Origin of the sequence: Klebsiella sp. CN_Kp100 (assembly GCF_040065315.1) — a bacterium.
In the GTDB taxonomy this organism is placed as follows: Bacteria; Pseudomonadota; Gammaproteobacteria; order Enterobacterales; family Enterobacteriaceae; genus Klebsiella; species Klebsiella oxytoca.
The window spans coordinates 39,167-56,228 of record NZ_JBEAIJ010000029.1 but is presented as its reverse complement, the minus strand read 5'-3'; the positions used below and the strand labels follow the sequence as shown (position 1 = coordinate 56,228).

Sequence of the window (17,062 nt, the reverse complement as noted above, 5' to 3'; positions counted from 1 at the left end):
GCGTCTTCAGACGGAGCGTATCTCTGCGCCAGTAAACAGGTTACCTGAAACGGCGGCGCGTCACTTTGGAGGCGAAGCAAAACAAAGTGACGCCGACGCACACCGCTGCGCCAGCCGCCGTCTTATCAGGCTTATCGTTGTATTTACCCTCTGACGCCATCATTTCTGCGTCAAAAAGATAACAAGGAGGAATGAACAGTACCGGAGGCGGATCACGACGATCCGGGGGCATCCCTGCTGAGGCAGGCGGCCTGCACACCGTGCAGTACCGTACCCCACCATACCTCAACTCTCGCCTTCCGGCGCACCGGTATTGTTCAGCATGGCGCAATGTTCAGTGCCGTGCATTCCCCACGCGCCGGAAAATATTGCTACCGCATCAGGCGGAGGAGTCTGCATGTCGCGACTGGCACAGAATATGAAAAAACTGGCGCACCGCGCAGGTGGCAGCCACAAAACCGTCCACGACCGCGAACAGATGGCGCAGCGTTTTGCCCGTCATTTGCTGGCGCAGAATATTCAGGTCACCAGCACCAGCCAGCTCAAAGCCAGACACATTGCAGGATATATTCATGAACGGCTGGCGCAGGGTATTTCTCAGCGAACGCTACAGAACGAAATGGCGATGGTGCGTTCCATTCTGGCTGAAGCCGGGCGCATGCAGCTTAGTCAGTCCGAATTAATCAGCAATCAATCACTCGGCATCAGTGGTGCCAGCCGTGACGGGACGCACCGGGCCATTCCGGATGCACTTTACCATCAGATACTGGATCGGGTCCGGCAAACCGACGCAGGTCTCGCGGCCAGCCTGCAACTGGCGCGGGTGATGGGCCTGCGTGGACAGGAAGCGGTACAGTGCTGCCAGTCGCTGAAAACCTGGGACAAACAGCTGGAAAAAGGGGCTGAACGTCTGCCGGTGATCTTCGGCACCAAAGGCGGACGACCGCGCATGACGCGGGTGACGGACCGGGAAGTGGTTCGCCAGGTGGTGAAAGAGGCGCTTGGGATTGCCGGGGAGCGTAACGGGCATCTCATTGACAAACCAGATCTGAAATCTGCAATGGATTACTGGCACAACCATCTCCGCGATGCCGGGCTGACGGGCGAATACTCCCCTCATTCCCTGCGCTATGCCTGGGCGCAGGACGCAATCCGCTATTACGAGGAGCAAGGCCTGAGTAACAAAGAGGCGCTGGCAGTAACATCCACGGATCTGGGGCATGGGGATGGTCGCGGGAGGTATATTGAGCAGGTTTACAGGCATGGTAAATAAATACTCTGGGATGACCGGATTTTAGCCAACTCTGGCTCGAATTGCTATCACAGAACAGGAACGTCCTTTAAGAGCGAAGAACAGACTGCAAAGAAAAATTTAAAGCAATTATATATAGCTAATTATTTTTTGACTATGCCGATAATATTACAGTGCAATAGCAATAGAGTTGACATGGGCTAGATTTTTGATAGATTTAAATTTTTAATACACTGTAATGATAAACTATGAACATTGAAGAAGAATTGGTTAACTTTTTACACAGGACGATGCGTGATAATGATACTAAATATAGAGATATTGAGTTAATTTTATTTTATTTTGGTTTTCGAGAGGAAATATGGCCAACATTAGATGATGCAGCAATAAGATTTAACGTTGGTGATTCAGATAAACGTCGTTCAGAGAGACCAAGACAAATAATCAAAAACAAATTTACAAGTAAGGTGACTCTGTCTGATCTACCTATAACGCAAGAGGTTTTTATAATTATCGAATCAAGCAGATGCGCTACTATTGAAGATATTACCATAAAATTAAAAGAGAAAAATTTAGTCCCGAATTCATTTAGTATAAAAGGCATACTGAATTTATTGCATCATTTGAACGTTTGTGAAGAATATAATATATACACTAACAGACTTTCCACTGCAAGCCGGCAATCAATTGAATCTGAAACAAACCTTTATTTATTAAAATCTTCAGAACTTCCTGAGATAAAAAAAGCCATACGAAAAATTAGAACTTATCCAGGGTTGGTTGGCATATCAAACTTCTCAACTTTTTTTAAGAACAGTGAAGAATATGCAACTTACAAAGAATTGCTATTGAATATAATTCGTTCTCGGGATGATATTTGGTTATCGAATATAAATGACGACTATTGGTATATCGTAGAAGAAAGAGAGAATACCCTAATTAACAACTTAGGGAAAATTAAAAACATTGCTGAGGTAGTCAATATTGATACGCTTTCTATTGTGCTATTGAATGCTTTTAAGCAAAGAACTCCACCTAAAGGCGCAATATATCCCCCCATAAATGTTTTAAAAAAATATCTTGAATCCTCTCGGTTTACTGAGTTTGATGGTTGTGCTGCAAAGTTAACATTAGATGCTACTAACTTAAGAGATATAGAATTAGATATCATTAATTACATGAAAAATAAAGAATCCATTAGTTTCGTAGATGTTAAGTGTTTTCTGGAACAGAGGGGATATAGCAAACCGAATATAAATAAAGCCATATTAAATTCAACACTAATCTTTGCTGATAAAACTATTCGGAGAAGTTATACATATACCTTGTTGAAAAGTGAATCTTTTACAAGTGGCATTGTTCTTGATAGATATGAGGAATTTAAATACAAACTATTAACAGCTTGTGCCGAAGGAACTGATATCGATAGCATGAGTGTATGTCGGAAAGAGCAGCGGTTATTGAGGAGTTGGCTTTTTGACAATAAAGAGAGTGAAACTTGTGCTATTTGCTCTAATGTACTTTCAGTTAATTCTTTGGTCGCTGCACACAAAAAGCCAAGGTCAATTTGTTCTTTTAATGAGCGAGTGGATCCTTATATTGTAATGCCTGTATGTAAATATGGATGTGACTATTTATATGAAAATTGTCACATTATAATTATTGATGGCATTGTAAGTAAAAATTTTTCAAAAAATCTAACGGCATTTGAATGCGATTATATAGAAAAAATTAGTGGTAATATTGTTGACAAACGCTGGCTTAAAGGGGATCCCAATTACTTCCGGAGAAAGTAACCTGAGTTTGTTAATATGCTAGTAGTAAATGGATTATATTAACCAAATAATATATATCATAAAATCTTTCATCAACTAGGCGTCTGCTATTGGCTCTAAGCGGACGGCCAGGAGGATCACCAAGGCCGTTATAAGCAAGAAGCGAACATAGTTTTCATCTCTACTGTTTATAGTGACGCTGACTGGATGCAGGGTGTCGCAGGAGGGATGCTTCCGGGCGTATTGGACGTCGCACCAGCTCCCCTCCGCAGTTCGGACACTGGCCGTTAAGCCGTTGGGTCACGCAATCGACGCAAAATGTGCATTCGAATGAACAGATGTATGCCTCTTTTGATTCAGGTGGCAGATCTTTATCACAGCATTCGCAATTACATGGTGCTCTCTTATTGTTAAAGGGACATCATTGGCTATACCAAAGGCCATCTACCCGTATCTCCTTATGCGATAGATGACGCTATTGTTTTTCACGTGTATTAGATGAGCATGGTCTACAGTCTGGAAAATTCAAGAGAGTGAATTATCCGACAGAAACGCTCACTTCCGGAAACGAACGACAAGCCTATAGCGTCCACCAGAGCCTAAACTAGCACGGAAAATCCCGTTCCCAACAATCAACTTAAAAATCAAATAGATACAAAAACCCCTTCCATATCAACATCATCACCACTCTTTTTGCGCCTTCCCCTCCCCACAAAAAATCAAAATCCCCAACAAAATCAACCACCTCCCCCACCAATTACAGGGACGCCAGCAAAAATTCTCCATCGGTGATTACCAGAGTCATCCGATGAAGTCCTAAGAGCCCGCACGGCGCAAGCCCTGCGGGCTTTTTTGTGTCTGCAATTTGTCCCGCGAAGTCAGATGCCAACTAATTAAATCCGAACCTTTTAGGCACCTTGTCAGGCACCTCATAAAGCTTTAGTGTTTTTGTGGAACCTAAAACTAAGCCTGTACGGCAGCAGTAAAACCCCTTTTCCTTTTAAGGTGATCGAATCAGCTAATCTCATTAAAATGCACTATGTTTTCCTGATGGGGATGGCCTTGAGCTAATCATCAAATCCAGCGGGTTTACGCTCTGCCCGTTCGCCACATTCGCTCTTTTATTTCGAAATCCTTACCAGTAACGCTGGTTGCATACTTCCCCGCTGTTCATCCTGCCTGTTTCCGCACCACAAGTGGCCGCGACACTCGTTACTGCAGCGGTTCAGCATGCTCCGGAACCGGAGACCACATTGATCCGCCCCTGATGAGTAGCCTGGTGGCGGCCTGCTTCTTAATCCTGTATTCGTCTACCTTCCGTTTCCAGATGAAAAGGGACGGCTTCACATTGCATTTATTGACGCAAATAAAAGACAATCATGAGTTGAGATTCGATTATGCTCTCTGGCACTCATCGGCATTGCACGGGCTTTACGTCGCAGGATGGCGAAAAAGACGTTACACGCCCCATTTTCACAGGATCAATTTTGAATATTTACTCAAAACGCTGCGTGATACGACCGTTTAACGCCGATGATATCGAGCCTTTTATGGCATATCGCAACGATGCCGAATGGATGCAGTACCAGGGGTTTAAGGGCCTGACAAAGGAAGCTTATGCCGAGGCGTTGCTGGGAAACGCTTCTCTTACGCAGGGCATGCAGCTCGCGGCGATCGATACCGCGACCGGGACTTTAATTGGCGATCTCTACTTAAAACAAGAAAACGAGACCATCTGGCTTGGCTACACCGTTAGCCCACGGTATGCAGGTCAGGGTTACGCCCTTGAAACTGCGATGGCGGTCATTGACTGGTGTAAGCAGCAAGGTTTTTTAGCCGTAAAAGCCGGCGTTGTGGCAGATAATCTTCCCTCAATAAATTTACTGAACAAACTCGGATTTTCCTGTTCCTGCACGGAGGATGATGAGCAGATTTTTGTTTTAAACATACAATCTGCTCATTAATTCCCCCTACTTTCAGCTTGTCATACTCACATACCTCTATCCCGACAAAAATTTCTCTGATTAATCTGCTGTTACCTCGTTCACACCGCGGAAGGTCACATGTTACTTTCCGCGTCATTTGTTTTTAAAACAATAAGATAAATAGCTTACCGCCCCTTCATCCCGCTAGTTTTATGCCTGTGACGCACCCTGTGCGCAGTTCTATAAGAGAGATAACCATGAAATAAGCTGTGAACGCCCTACAAAACTTTGGAAAATCCCTCTATGGGCCGGTACTTATCTTGCCGATAGTGGGTCTGTTTATCGCTTTTGGCAACGTGTTGGGCAACGGCAACCTTGCGGAATATCTGCCCTTGCTCGGCCATCCTTTAATTCAGAATATCGGCCAGCTCATTGCTAAATCAGCGGTATCGGTACTGGTGAACCTGGCGCTGATCTTCGCCATTGGGATCCCCGTAGGCCTGGCCGCTCGCGATAAAGGCTACGCGGCGCTCATTGGCCTGGTGACGTTTATCGTCTTTATCAACGCCATGAATATCACACTGCAGCTGCAGGGCCAGCTCGCGGCGCCGGAACAGATGAAAGCAGCCGGCCAGAGCATGGTGCTGGGCGGCCAGGTGCTTAAGATGGGGGTCTTCGCCGGGATCCTCACCGGCGCGCTTTCGGGCTACAGTCTTATATCGGTTACGGGTATGAATCTTACGTATTCGGCCTGCCACCCTGCGAATGCGCCAATCTGCCGGTGCCCGCTATCGACGATCAGGGAATGAGTTCAAAGGTAATTGAGATTAACGTATCAGGATTTATGTCAGCGGGCGTCGTGCTGTACAGCGAACCAGCCTGACCATATAGCGTGACCGCGCCGCCTTTTAAGCCCGCTGATAAAACTTTGGCCATCAGGGGATCGATTTGTTTGTCGTATACCATCCTGGAATTCATCGTATTGAGTATCGGGGTACCATCAAGCTTTTTCTCCAGTATATTCAGGGATAAGGACTCATTCTGCTTGTAAGGTTGCTTCCCTTGTTTATCAATCACGAAATAGACACCATTAGGCAAAACCTCATATTTTTTATTTTTAATTTTGGTCATGATTCTTTTTTCAATATCAACGTACTTAGATGACATTTGTTCATTAAGGGTGTTAACGATGGTTTCTATTTCACCTTCTTTGATTTTCAGCTTTTTATGGTAAGCATCGTTAAAGCCTGAAACCAGCGCCGAAGGCGACAGCTTCACATCATTGTCAGCCATTTTATTCACATCCGATAGCGCCTGAGTCAGATAGAAAACGCCGAGTGCGTAGGCATTTTTGATGCTTTTATCAGTAAGCTTTAACTCACTTTCCTTTATGGCCTGGCTATCAAGGGCAGACTGTAATTTCTGATTTTGATTGTTCAAAGCAGCAACTGACTCAGCATATTTTTTCTGCGCCGCTTCGGCTGCGGCGGTCAGCTCGCCATTCTTTTTGTTCAGCGCGTCGAGCGCGGATTTGTGCTGACTTTCGCCCTGGGCGTTCTGCTTTTGCAGCGCGGCGATCTGCGCCGACAGCGTGCGGGTGGTCTCATCCAGCTTTTTCTGCGCCGCTTCGGCAGCGGCGGTCAGTTCGCCATTCTTTTTGTTCAGCGCGTCGAGCGCGGATTTCTGCTGGCTTTTATCCTGGGCGTTCTGCTTTTGCAGCGCGGCAATCTGCGCCGACAGCGTGCGGGTGGTCTCATCCAGCGTTTTCTGCGCCATTGCGGCGGCAGCGCTCAGTTCAAGGTTCTTGCCCATCAGCGTGTCTATCGTTGATTTCTGAGCGTTGTCACTCTGCCCTTTCTGAGTTTTCAACGCGGCGATCTGCACCGACAGCGTGCGGGTCGTATCATCCAGCTTTTTCTGCGCCGCTTCGGCAGCGGAGTTCAGTTCAGCGTTCTTTTTGCGCAGTGCTTCAAGAGCACTCTTATGCCCGTTTTCGTCCTGTGCACGCTGCGCCTTTAACGCCGCAATCTGCGCCGACAGCGTGCGAGTGGTTTCATCCAGCTTTTGCTGCACCGCTTCGGCAGTGGCGGCCAGTTCGACGTTCTTTTTAGTCAGCGCGCTCACCGCGGCAGGATCGCCACTCTCTTTCTGTACACCCTGGCTACTCTGTGCCTTCAGCGCGGCGATCTGCGCCGACAGTTCGCGCGTTGTTTCAGCGAGTTTTTTCTCCGCCGCTTTGGCTGCCGCGCTCAGCTCCGCATTCTGTTTGCGCAGAGCGTTAATCGTACTTTGCGTTTGATTGCTCTGATTTATTCTTTTGCTGACGCCATCCTGCTTCGGCGGCATTTTTTTATCACGGCTCTCGTTATTCAGATTAGACGAGGCCGACTCCGCGCTAGCGGCGCCTGAGGCCGGCGGATCCTTAATTTCAAGTTTCTTGATATTATCAAGGAAGTCTCCCCCCTCGGAACGAGCAGGGAGCATGACAAAAAGGGTAGAGAGAGCAAATACAATCGCAAGACCTCTGAGATCGTATAATTTCAGTTTCCCCTTAAGGCTCCTCATCTGGTCAGCCCATCTTTAAGATCGGCTTTCCGGGCGCGGGTTTCGAACTCTTTGATTAATTTCTGAGAAATACTATTACACTTATCATTTATCTTATATTCAAAAAGCGGGGTAATGGTTGATTTTACGCTGGCTGAGGTTTGCCCCGAAACAGAGGCATAAAACTTAGCGTCGTTAATTAATCCATAGAGTTCACTTGAATCTTTCTGGAACTTGTTATCCAGCTTAACTAAAGCATCCGCATCCTGGATACACTGCTGTAAAGCAGGAACTTGTGCAGGCTGTTCGGTTTGACTCACATCTTTCTTTATTAGTGCGCTATCTGTTTTTTTAATATTAGTACACCCCTGCAATACACCCACAGAAATACACACCAATACCAATAAGCTATTTCTTATCATTTTCCCATCCATTAGAAAAATAGTGCACAAAAAATATATTTCTCGATTCCAGCAGAAAAAAAATTAACAAACAACGTTACAGGTTGGAATTACTCGTAATTCAGAAAAAACACATAAAAAGGTTATTTTTTAACCAATTACAGAGTGGGAATTATCCTGGAACCAGGCGATATTTTTATCTGAGTTTTTTCTAAATAACATATAGTTAATGATGTGCCGCCTGCTATATGCCTGATATTAAGCGGTCTACTTCCCAATAAAATCAGGCATAAGCTGTTTTTCATTCATTACTAAACTCATGCACTCCACTTCGGCCTGGCTACGGTATTCTTCTTCAGAAGATTGCGAAACTCCTTGAGATAAGGTTCATTGCTGCGCCCGCGCTTGCAGATCGCCGAGAAGGGAGATTGAAAGCCAAACTCATTGGGTAGCAGCACGCGCAGGCGATTCTCTTTAATCCACGGCCAGGCGTAGTGCTCAGGAAGATAGCCGATGTATTTCCCGGACAGGATCAACAGCAGCTGCGCATCGACGGTTTCAACCGTGGCGCTGCCCTTGCTGAACCCGCGCCGCCGCAGATCGCTGGTATTCCAGTAGCTGCGCGTCACCAGTGGACACTGGCTGATGAGATCTTTATCGAGCTGGCGACTAAAGAACATCGGATGCAGGTCGCTGCAGTAGAGCCAGTGCTGCTCGCGGTAGAGCGGTTCGCTGATGATGTTATGCACCCGCGAATTGTAGCTACCGATGGCGAGATCGATATGGTTATTCAGTACGCCGTTCAGCTGTTCCGCCGGGGTGCGAATAATCAGCTTGATGTGTACGTTAGGAAACTTATCGCTAAAGCTGCGCAGCACCACCGGCAGCGACAGCGCGGTTTCCGTTTCGATGGAGTCAAGCGTTGAGATGCAAATCGTGCCGCTATGCTCGCCTTTCAGCAGCGCCGACTGGCGCTCCAGCTCGTTCAGTTCGCTCAGCACGCGGATCGCCTGCTGTAAAAAATGCTGCCCTTTCTCCGTTAACGCAAAGCCGCCGCGTCCGCGCTGGCACAGGCTAAAGCCCAGCTGGCCCTCCAGCTGCGACATCGCGTTGCTGATCGCGGAAACGGAAATCCCCAGCTCCTGCTGGGCCCGGCCATAGCTCTCAAGGCGGGCCACCGCCTCAAAAACCTGGAGCTGTCGAATGTTTAGCGTCGCGTCGTTAAGCATGGCGTTTAGTTCACTGATAAATGAACTAAGTATTTGCGGCGGACGATTTAAAGTCCAGCACATCTTGCGCACTATCCCTGCTGTTGAGTTTTGAATATCAGATTCAGGAGCAGAAATGGATAACGTCTTTCATCAACCGCAGGGTGGCAATGAGATGCCGCGTTTTGGCGGCCGCGCCACGATGATGCGCCTGCCATTTATTGAGGATTTACAGGGGCTTGATGCCGCATTTGTCGGCATCCCTCTGGATATCGGGACCTCGCAGCGTTCCGGAACGCGCTACGGACCGCGCTATATTCGTACCGAATCGGTGATGATTCGCCCGTACAACATGGCTACCGGCGCCGCGCCTTTTGATTCACTGTCGGTGGCGGATATCGGCGACGTACCGATTAACACCTATAGCCTGCTCAAATCGGTGCAGATTATCGAGGATTACTACACCGGTTTGAATAGTTTTTCGCTCATCCCCCTGACGCTCGGAGGCGATCACACCATTACCCTGCCGATTCTGCGCGCGTTGACCAAAAAGCACGGTCCGGTAGGTCTGATTCACGTCGACGCCCACACCGATACCAACGATGAAATGTTCGGCGAAAAGATCGCCCACGGCACCACCTTCCGCCGCGCCGTCGAAGAGGGGCTGCTGGATCTTAAACGCGTCGTTCAGATAGGCCAGCGCGCGCAGGGCTACGCCGCCGGCGACTTCCAGTGGGGCGTCGATCGGGGCTTTCGTCTGCTTCAGGCGGAGCAGTGCTGGCACAAATCCCTGGCACCGCTGATGGCCGAAGTGCGTCAACAAATGGGAGATGGCCCGGTTTATCTCAGTTTTGATATCGATAGCCTCGATCCGATCTGGGCCCCCGGCACCGGAACCCCGGAAGTAGGCGGCCTGACGTCAATTCAGGCGCTGGAAATTGTGCGCGGCTGCCGCGGTCTGAACCTGATTGGCTGCGACCTGGTCGAGGTCTCGCCCCCCTATGACGTCAGCGGCAACACGTCCCAGCTGGCCGCCAACCTGCTGTATGAAATGCTCTGCGTTCTCCCGGGCGTGAAATATCCATAGAGGAAAAACCATGCAGCTTAACGTCTTTCGCACGCTGTGGGGCGTCACCACCCCGTGGCAGCAAACGGTTAGCGAACTCCAGAGCGTCGGCTGCTGCGGCATCGAAGCGCGAGTGCCGCTGACGACAGAAGAGCAGCGAACGCTGGCCCGGCGCCTCGAAGCGTCCGCGCTTCAGTATATCGCCATTGTCTTCAGCGGCGGCGGCGTCATTCCGGCCCAGGCCGAGACGCCCGCGCAGCATCTGGAGCGCTTAAAAGAACGTTTTGCGGCGGCAAAAGCGCTTAATCCGCGCTTCGTCAATCTACTGGCCGGTAACGACCGCTGGCCGCTGGCGCAGCAGGTGGATTTTCTCGGCAGAGCGCATGAACTGGCCGCCGAGTATGAGCTGCTCTGTAGCTTTGAAACCCATCGCGCCACCTCGCTGTATAGCCCGTGGCTGACGCTGGAGATTATTCAACAGCTGCCGCAGCTGCGCTTTACCGCCGATATCAGCCACTGGATCGTGGTCAGCGAACGCCTGCTGGATGACCCTTACGATGACCTCAGCGCCTTTATCGAACGGGTCCACCATATTCAGGCCCGCGCCGGATACGACCAGGGGCCGCAGGTGCCACACCCGGCCGCGCCGGAATATCAGGCGGCCCTGCGGTTTCAACAGCGCTTCTGGGAGCAAATCTGGCAATCGCAGCGCCGGCGCGGCTACCAGCACACCACGCTGACCCCGGAGTTTGGCCCCGATGGCTATCTGCATCACCTGCCGTTTACCAACGTTCCGGTCGCCGATCTCTGGTCGCTGAACGCCTGGATGGCCCGGCGTGAACAGCAACATTTTGTCGAATTCACCTCGCTAACTGCATAAGGAACGGAAGAGATGACCGCTGCAAAAAGTTCTTTTACTGAATTACCGACCATCGACATCAGCGACCTGACCTGCGCCGATCTCACCCGACGACAGGCAGTGGCCGATGCCATCGGTCAGGCGGCCCGCGAGGTCGGCTTTTTCTATATCACCGGACACGGCATTGCGCCCGAGCTGATTGCCGGCATCCGCGCGGCGGCGAAAGAGATTTTTGCCCTGCCGATGGAGCGCAAGATGGCGTACTACATCGGACAGTCGAAAAGCCATAAGGGCTACGTTCCCGAAGGCGAAGAGATTTACGGCTCCGGCAAGCCGGATCGCAAAGAGGCGTTTGATATCGGCTTCCAGGCCGCCGACGACCACCCGTTGGTCGTGGCTAACACGCCGCTGATTGGCGCCAACGAATGGCCGGATATACCCGAATTTCAATCCCGGGTACTGGCCTGGTATGACGCGGTCTTCTCCCTTGGACATCGCCTGTTTGACGCCTTCGCTCTGACGCTTGGCCTGCCGGAAGGTTATTTCAGGTCGATGGTCACCTGCCCACCGTCAAAGCTGCGCCTGATCCACTACCCCTTTGACGCCAGCGCCGAAGATGTTCCCGGTATTGGTGCACATACCGACTATGAGTGCTTCACTCTGCTGCTCGCCGACCAGCCGGGCCTTGAAGTGTTGAACGAAGATAGCGCCTGGATCGACGCCCCACCGCTGAAGAACGCGACCGGAGAAGAGGCTTTCGTGATTAATATCGGCGACATGCTGGAAGTGCTGAGCGCTGGCACATTTGTTGCAACAGCACACCGCGTACGTAAAGTGCCGCAGGAACGTTACTCCTTCCCGCTGTTTTTCGCCTGCGACTACCACACGCTGATCCGCCCGCTGCCGGGCTTCCTTAAGGCGGGCGAAGCCAGCGAGTATCAAGAACTGAGCATTGGTGAACATATGTGGAGCCAGGCGTTACAGACCTATCGCTACCTGCGCGAGAAAGTCACCCGCGGCGAGCTCCAGCTCCCCGAACGCGCCCGCGGCACCAACACCTTTGGCCATCTGAAAAAACAAGCCCAGCAAAAAACCGTTAATAACCCGTGAGGATAAATGATGAAAAGAACGCTAAAAAAACTCTCGCGCCGTGTGGCTTTGACCATCGCCGTCACCGCTTGTTTTTCACCGCTGACTCAGGCCGCAGAGCTGCTGACCGAGGGCGTATTTAAGGTCGGGATGGAGGTGACCTATCCGCCGTTTGAGTCCTACGACAGCAATAATAATATCGTCGGCATCGACCCGGAATTTGCAGCGCTGATCGCCGAACAGCTGAAAGCCAAACCGCAGCTTATCGACACGAAATTCACCAGCCTGATTTTAGGTATCGGTAAAAAATACGATGCGGTGATTTCCGGAATGTACGTGACTCCCGAGCGTCAGAAGCAGGCGGATGCGATTCCTTACGCCCTGTCCGGCGCATCCATTATTGCCCTGAAAAACAGCACCATACAGCCCAAAACCGAAGATGAGCTGTGCGGCGTGAAGGTCGGTCTGCAGGCGGGGACCGCCTGGGTTTCCAGTCTCAAAAAACACTCCGACGAGTACTGCCTGAAAAAGGGTAAACCGGCGATTAGCGTTCAGGAGTTCCCCACCGCGCCGGAAGCCTCCCAGGCCCTGCTGTCGAAAAATATCAACGCCCAGTTAGAAATCGCCCCGGCGGCGCAAATTATCGTCGAGAAAAGCCGCGGCCGCCTGTCCATTAGCTCAAATCGTCTGGTCTATCCGTTGCCGCTGGGGATCTACGTCGCCAAAGGCAATACCGAGCTGGCCGAGGCCATTAAATCAACGTTAGCCACCCTTAAAGCCAACGGCAAATATGACGCCATCATCAAGAAATACAGCTTAGAAAGCATCAATTAATACAATAATTAAACGGGAGTCGCTATGGAGTTCGATTGGGGATATTTTTTCTCATTATTTAGCGTTGGGGCATTCTGGCAGGCGTGCATTACCGTCATTGTCGTCAGTTCATTGTCCTGGTTTACTGGCCTGATATTAGGTTTTCTTTTAGCCTGCGCTAAGCTCTCCGGCCCGCGCTGGCTGAAGGTTCCCGTCGAACTCTATATTTGGTTTTTTCGCAGCGTACCGCTGATGGTGCTGCTGGTCTTTGTCTATAACCTGCCGCAGCTGTTTCCGGCCACCCAGCCGCTGCTCGGCATTCCGTTTATCGCCGGGCTGGTATCGATGACGGTGACCGAAGCGGCTTATATGGCGGAAATCCATCGCGGCGGCCTGCTTTCGGTCGCCAAAGGGCAAAGCGAAGCTGGGCATGCCTTAAGCTTTAGCTTTATCGGAATTCAGCGCTTAATTATTATTCCGCAGGCGTTTCGTATCTCCCTGCCCACGCTGATCAACGAATATATCACTATCATTAAGCTCAGCTCGATTCTGTCGGTTATTTCGCTGCCGGAACTGCTGCTGACCGGCCAGCGCCTGTACGCGCAGAATTTTCTCGTAATGGAGACGCTGCTGGCGGTCGCGGTCTATTACGTCATGGTGGTCACGGCCTTTACCTGGCTCTTCCGGGCGCTGGAAAACCTGCTGGATATTCAGCGCAAACGTCCGCAAACGCTCAATGAAACGGAATGCGAAACCCTGCGTCAAAACCTGAAGCCGCCGGTGCAGACAACAAAAGCGCAGTCCGCCCGCGGCAACCCGCCGGCGCTCGATTTGCAGGGCATCGAAAAATCCTGGGGCCAGCACCACGTCCTGAAGGGGATTGACCTGAAAGTAGAAAACGGCGAGGTGATCAGCATCATCGGCCCGTCCGGCTCCGGCAAAACCACCCTGATCCGTACCATCAACGCTCTGGAAAGCATTGACGGCGGCGAGATCATTCTTTACGGCGAGGATTATCTGAAGGGCGCCTCCATTATCGATAAACAGCAAATGCGCGCGGGCGTGCGCCGCATCGGCATGGTCTTTCAGGGCTTCAACCTCTTTCCTCATCGTACGGTGCTGGATAACGTGATGCTCGCCCCGCTCTATCACAAGCTCCTTGACCGCCCCGCTGCCAGAGAGCAGGCGCTCTGGCTGCTGGATCGCGTCGGTCTGCTGGCGCACGCCGAAAAATACCCGTACCAGCTCTCCGGCGGTCAGCAGCAGCGCGTGGCCATCGCCCGCGCCCTGGCGCTGAAACCGGACATCATGCTGTTTGATGAACCCACCTCGGCGCTGGACCCGGAGCTGGTTGGCGAAGTACTCAAGGTCATTCAGTCCCTCGCCCGTGAAGGCATGACGATGCTGATCGTGACCCACGAGATGGACTTCGCCTTATCGATTTCTGATCGGGTGGTGATGATGGAAAACGGCGTCGTGCAGAGCGATGTGCCGCCGCAGCGTATTCGCAGCGATGCCGCCGAACCGTCCCTGGCCCGCATTCGTGAATTTATGGGAGTGTAATAAATGACAACTGAACTGGAATTACGCCAGCAGCTGGCGGGCGCCTATCGTCTGGCGGCGCTGTTCGGCTGGGAAGACACGCTCTATACCCACTTCTCCGTTCGCCTGCCCGGCGACGGCGAGCCGCGATTTTTGATTAACCCCTTCGGCATGATGTTTGATGAAGTGACGGCCAGCAACTTAATCGTGGTCGACATGCAGGGCAAGGTCGTCGAAGGCAGCGCGCCGGCAAACTCGGCGGGCTTTACAATCCACAGCGCGGTCCATATGGCTCGCGAAGACGCCCACTGCGTGATCCACACCCACACGCTGCCGGGGATGGCAGTCGCCGCCTGTGCGGAAGGGCTGCTGCAGCTCAACCAGATCAGCACCGAGTTTTATCAACGCGTCGGTTATCATCCTTATGAAGGCGTGGCCTTCGATCTCGATGAACGCGTGAGGATCCAGCGCTCGCTCGGCGAGAATATCGCCCTGATCCTGCAAAGCCACGGCCTGCTGTCGGTCGGCCGCACCGTCGCCGACGCGTTTTACATCATGTATTACCTGAACCGCGCCTGTGAAATCCAGATGGCCGCCGCGCAGCTGGCTTCGCTCGGCTCCATTCATACGATCCCCGATCGCCTGAGCCAGCACGCCTGCGAGCAGCTGAAGGGAGTCGAACATGAACGCCAGCTGGTGTGGCAGGCGTGGCTGCGTCGCCTCGACCGTCTTGATACTTCTTATAAGAGTTAACACCTATGACTCCGTTCACTATCGTCGTGGATTGTAACGATCCTCAATATGCCCAGGAGATTTGCGCCGCTTTCGCGCCATTTCGGCAGGCAAAAGCGGTCCTGCCTGACCACCCCGCCGCTCGCGAGGCGCAATACGCCTGCTGCTGGTTTCCCGATCCGCAGATCCTGGCGCGATCGCCGCAGCTAAAGCTGATCCAGGCAGCGTCCGCCGGCGTCGATCATCTCCCGGCCAGCATTTTCGCCAGCGATGTTCCGCTCTGCCGGGTGGTTGACGATGATTTTCGCCACGGCATGTTTGAATACGCGCTGTGGGGCGTGCTGTGGTTTCAGCGCCGCTTTGACCGGGCGCTGGCTCACCAGCGCAAGCGCATCTGGAAGATGTATCCGCAGCGCGCGGCGGCCGATTATCACGTTGGCGTCATGGGCCTCGGTGAAATTGGCGGCTATATCGCCTCGCAGCTCGCCGGGATGGGGTATCGGGTTTCCGGCTGGGCGCGTAGCGAGAAATCCTTTGCCGGCGTGCGCTGCTTTCACCGCGACGCGCAGGCCGGTGAATTTCTTGGTCAGCTGGATGTGCTTATCAACGTCCTGCCGTTAACCGAGCAGACGCGAGGTATCCTCGCCCACCCTTTACTGGATCGTCTCCCCAACGGCGCGGCGTTGATAAACTGCGGCCGCGGCGAGCATATGGTGAACCAGGACGTGATCCGGGCGCTGGATAGCGGCAAGTTATCCGGCGCGGTGCTCGACGTCTTCCCCGTCGAGCCTCTTCCCCAGGAAGACCCGCTGTGGCAACACCCGCAGGTAGCAATTACGCCGCATATGGCCTCCATCGCCCAGACGGAGGCGATCGCCCGCCAGCTGCTGGACAACATCCAGCGGCTACATCGGGCGCTGCCGCTGAAAAACCGGGTGAACAAACAGAGTGGTTATTAAGCCCGAAAACGTCAAAAGCATAATATCCGCTGCTACGCTTAATGGTCTGTCCAATAAAAAATAAGGCTGGCAGCATGAATATTGATCTATCGGGGAAAGTTGCACTGGTTACCGCCTCCACCGGCGGCATTGGTTTCGCCATCGCCAAAGGTCTGGCGGCAAGCGGCGCGGAAGCGATCGTGAATGGCCGCAGCGAGCGTAGCGTGAATGCGGCCATTGCCCGCCTGCAGAGCGAGGTTCCCGGCGCGAAGACCCGACCGGCGATAGCCGATCTGAGCGACGCAGAAGGCGTGAATCAGCTGATACAAGCGGTAAACGGCATCGACATACTGGTGAATAATGCGGGTATTTACGGCCCGCAGGATTTCTATGCCACCGACGATGCAACCTGGGAAAGATACTGGCAAACCAACGTGATGTCCGGGGTTCGTCTTTCCCGCGCGCTGCTACCGGCCATGGTACAGAAAGGCTGGGGTCGGGTGGTTTTTATCGCTTCGGAATCGGCACGCAACATCCCGGCGGATATGATTCACTACGGGGTCACTAAAACCGCTCAGCTATCGCTGGCCCGCGGGCTGGCGAAATATGTTGCCGGCAGCGGCGTCACCGTGAACAGCGTCCTGCCGGGACCGACCCTCTCGGATGGCTTTGCCGAGATGATGAAAGATGAAGTCGCTAAAACCGGTAAATCACTGGAGCAGTTGGCCAAAGAGTTTGTGATGGCAAACCGCCCCAGTTCGGTGATTCAGCGCGCGGCCACGGTAGAAGAGGTCGCCAGTATGGTGGTTTACGTCTGTTCGACTCAGGCTTCGGCGACGTCAGGCGCGGCGCTGCGCGTGGATGGCGGCGTAGTGGATGATATCGTCTGACGCGCTGCGCGCGGATAACAAAACGTTC

At 52.1% G+C, this 17,062-nt stretch carries 14 protein-coding genes and 2 pseudogenes; 12 read left to right on the top strand and 4 right to left on the bottom strand.

Annotated features, from left to right (window positions below):
• Nucleotides 1-397 precede the first annotated feature (397 nt).
• Together ABLV12_RS09570 and ABLV12_RS09565 are read left to right on the top strand one after the other, a co-directional pair.
• Nucleotides 398-1,273, top strand: a complete 876-nt coding sequence (locus ABLV12_RS09570) for an integrase domain-containing protein (RefSeq protein WP_348867017.1) — start codon at nt 398-400, stop codon at nt 1,271-1,273.
• A 227-nt stretch (nt 1,274-1,500) separates the two neighbouring features.
• Complete coding sequence (locus ABLV12_RS09565; protein ID WP_064397982.1) at nt 1,501-3,048, top strand: hypothetical protein; 1,548 nt, start codon at nt 1,501-1,503, stop codon at nt 3,046-3,048.
• Nucleotides 3,049-3,208: 160 nt separating this feature from the next.
• Here ABLV12_RS09565 and ABLV12_RS09560 read toward each other — a convergent pair.
• Nucleotides 3,209-3,418, bottom strand: a pseudogene (locus ABLV12_RS09560) (DUF1272 domain-containing protein); the annotation flags it as partial.
• A 1,096-nt stretch (nt 3,419-4,514) separates the two neighbouring features.
• Between ABLV12_RS09560 and ABLV12_RS09555 the strand changes: the two are divergent.
• Nucleotides 4,515-4,991 (top strand): GNAT family N-acetyltransferase, encoded by a 477-nt coding sequence (locus ABLV12_RS09555; RefSeq protein ID WP_029779368.1) that lies wholly within the window; start codon nt 4,515-4,517, stop codon nt 4,989-4,991.
• A 230-nt stretch (nt 4,992-5,221) separates the two neighbouring features.
• Nucleotides 5,222-5,659 (top strand): annotated as a pseudogene (locus ABLV12_RS09550) (PTS transporter subunit EIIC); the annotation flags it as partial.
• Nucleotides 5,660-5,750: 91 nt separating this feature from the next.
• Here ABLV12_RS09550 and ABLV12_RS09545 read toward each other — a convergent pair.
• The 3 genes from ABLV12_RS09545 to ABLV12_RS09535 all read right to left on the bottom strand — a co-directional run bounded on the left by ABLV12_RS09545 (nt 5,751) and on the right by ABLV12_RS09535 (nt 9,126).
• A complete protein-coding gene (locus tag ABLV12_RS09545; protein WP_335269695.1) occupies nt 5,751-7,298 on the bottom strand; it encodes an FKBP-type peptidyl-prolyl cis-trans isomerase N-terminal domain-containing protein in 1,548 nt (515 codons plus the stop codon).
• Nucleotides 7,299-7,513: 215 nt separating this feature from the next.
• A complete protein-coding gene (locus ABLV12_RS09540; RefSeq protein WP_134883924.1) occupies nt 7,514-7,918 on the bottom strand; it encodes a hypothetical protein in 405 nt (134 codons plus the stop codon).
• Between the two features lie 296 nt (nt 7,919-8,214).
• Nucleotides 8,215-9,126 carry a LysR family transcriptional regulator gene (locus tag ABLV12_RS09535; protein ID WP_020476661.1) on the bottom strand — a complete coding sequence of 304 codons (912 nt, stop codon included), beginning with the start codon at nt 9,124-9,126 and terminating at the stop codon, nt 8,215-8,217.
• Between the two features lie 115 nt (nt 9,127-9,241).
• On the opposite strand from ABLV12_RS09535, the gene speB reads away from it, so the two are divergent.
• The 8 genes from speB to ABLV12_RS09495 all read left to right on the top strand — a co-directional run bounded on the left by speB (nt 9,242) and on the right by ABLV12_RS09495 (nt 17,034).
• On the top strand, nt 9,242-10,192 hold the full coding sequence (gene speB / locus ABLV12_RS09530; RefSeq protein ID WP_348867016.1) for an agmatinase: 951 nt from the start codon (nt 9,242-9,244) through the stop codon (nt 10,190-10,192).
• 10 nt (nt 10,193-10,202) lie between these two features.
• On the top strand, nt 10,203-11,051 hold the full coding sequence (locus ABLV12_RS09525) for a TIM barrel protein (RefSeq protein ID WP_348867014.1): 849 nt from the start codon (nt 10,203-10,205) through the stop codon (nt 11,049-11,051).
• A gap of 12 nt (nt 11,052-11,063) precedes the next feature.
• The gene (locus ABLV12_RS09520) at nt 11,064-12,140 is read left to right on the top strand and encodes a 2-oxoglutarate and iron-dependent oxygenase domain-containing protein (protein ID WP_348867013.1); all 1,077 of its coding nucleotides are present in this window, start codon (nt 11,064-11,066) and stop codon (nt 12,138-12,140) included.
• A gap of 9 nt (nt 12,141-12,149) precedes the next feature.
• Nucleotides 12,150-12,953 carry an ABC transporter substrate-binding protein gene (locus tag ABLV12_RS09515; RefSeq protein WP_335269693.1) on the top strand — a complete coding sequence of 268 codons (804 nt, stop codon included), beginning with the start codon at nt 12,150-12,152 and terminating at the stop codon, nt 12,951-12,953.
• Between the two features lie 24 nt (nt 12,954-12,977).
• A complete protein-coding gene (locus tag ABLV12_RS09510) occupies nt 12,978-14,495 on the top strand; it encodes an amino acid ABC transporter permease/ATP-binding protein (RefSeq protein WP_064397974.1) in 1,518 nt (505 codons plus the stop codon).
• 3 nt (nt 14,496-14,498) lie between these two features.
• Entirely contained in the window at nt 14,499-15,227 is a 729-nt protein-coding gene (locus ABLV12_RS09505; protein WP_004104716.1) for a class II aldolase/adducin family protein, read from the top strand.
• 5 nt (nt 15,228-15,232) lie between these two features.
• Nucleotides 15,233-16,165, top strand: a complete 933-nt coding sequence (locus tag ABLV12_RS09500) for a glyoxylate/hydroxypyruvate reductase A (RefSeq protein ID WP_348867012.1) — start codon at nt 15,233-15,235, stop codon at nt 16,163-16,165.
• Between the two features lie 74 nt (nt 16,166-16,239).
• Nucleotides 16,240-17,034, top strand: coding sequence for an SDR family oxidoreductase (locus ABLV12_RS09495; RefSeq protein WP_023321477.1), 795 nt, complete (start codon nt 16,240-16,242; stop codon nt 17,032-17,034).
• Nucleotides 17,035-17,062 lie beyond the last annotated feature (28 nt).

What these genes read in the sequence shown, in the direction of transcription:
- ABLV12_RS09570 (WP_348867017.1), top strand. Translation starts at nt 398, where the DNA reads ATGTCGCGACTGGCACAGAATATGAAAAAACTGGCGCACCGCGCAGGT.
- ABLV12_RS09565 (WP_064397982.1), top strand. Translation starts at nt 1,501, where the DNA reads ATGAACATTGAAGAAGAATTGGTTAACTTTTTACACAGGACGATGCGT.
- ABLV12_RS09545 (WP_335269695.1), bottom strand. Translation starts at nt 7,298, where the DNA reads ATGCCGCCGAAGCAGGATGGCGTCAGCAAAAGAATAAATCAGAGCAAT.
- ABLV12_RS09540 (WP_134883924.1), bottom strand. Translation starts at nt 7,918, where the DNA reads ATGATAAGAAATAGCTTATTGGTATTGGTGTGTATTTCTGTGGGTGTA.
- ABLV12_RS09535 (WP_020476661.1), bottom strand. Translation starts at nt 9,126, where the DNA reads ATGCTTAACGACGCGACGCTAAACATTCGACAGCTCCAGGTTTTTGAG.
- speB (WP_348867016.1), top strand. Translation starts at nt 9,242, where the DNA reads ATGGATAACGTCTTTCATCAACCGCAGGGTGGCAATGAGATGCCGCGT.
- ABLV12_RS09525 (WP_348867014.1), top strand. Translation starts at nt 10,203, where the DNA reads ATGCAGCTTAACGTCTTTCGCACGCTGTGGGGCGTCACCACCCCGTGG.
- ABLV12_RS09520 (WP_348867013.1), top strand. Translation starts at nt 11,064, where the DNA reads ATGACCGCTGCAAAAAGTTCTTTTACTGAATTACCGACCATCGACATC.
- ABLV12_RS09515 (WP_335269693.1), top strand. Translation starts at nt 12,150, where the DNA reads ATGAAAAGAACGCTAAAAAAACTCTCGCGCCGTGTGGCTTTGACCATC.
- ABLV12_RS09510 (WP_064397974.1), top strand. Translation starts at nt 12,978, where the DNA reads ATGGAGTTCGATTGGGGATATTTTTTCTCATTATTTAGCGTTGGGGCA.
- ABLV12_RS09505 (WP_004104716.1), top strand. Translation starts at nt 14,499, where the DNA reads ATGACAACTGAACTGGAATTACGCCAGCAGCTGGCGGGCGCCTATCGT.
- ABLV12_RS09500 (WP_348867012.1), top strand. Translation starts at nt 15,233, where the DNA reads ATGACTCCGTTCACTATCGTCGTGGATTGTAACGATCCTCAATATGCC.
- ABLV12_RS09495 (WP_023321477.1), top strand. Translation starts at nt 16,240, where the DNA reads ATGAATATTGATCTATCGGGGAAAGTTGCACTGGTTACCGCCTCCACC.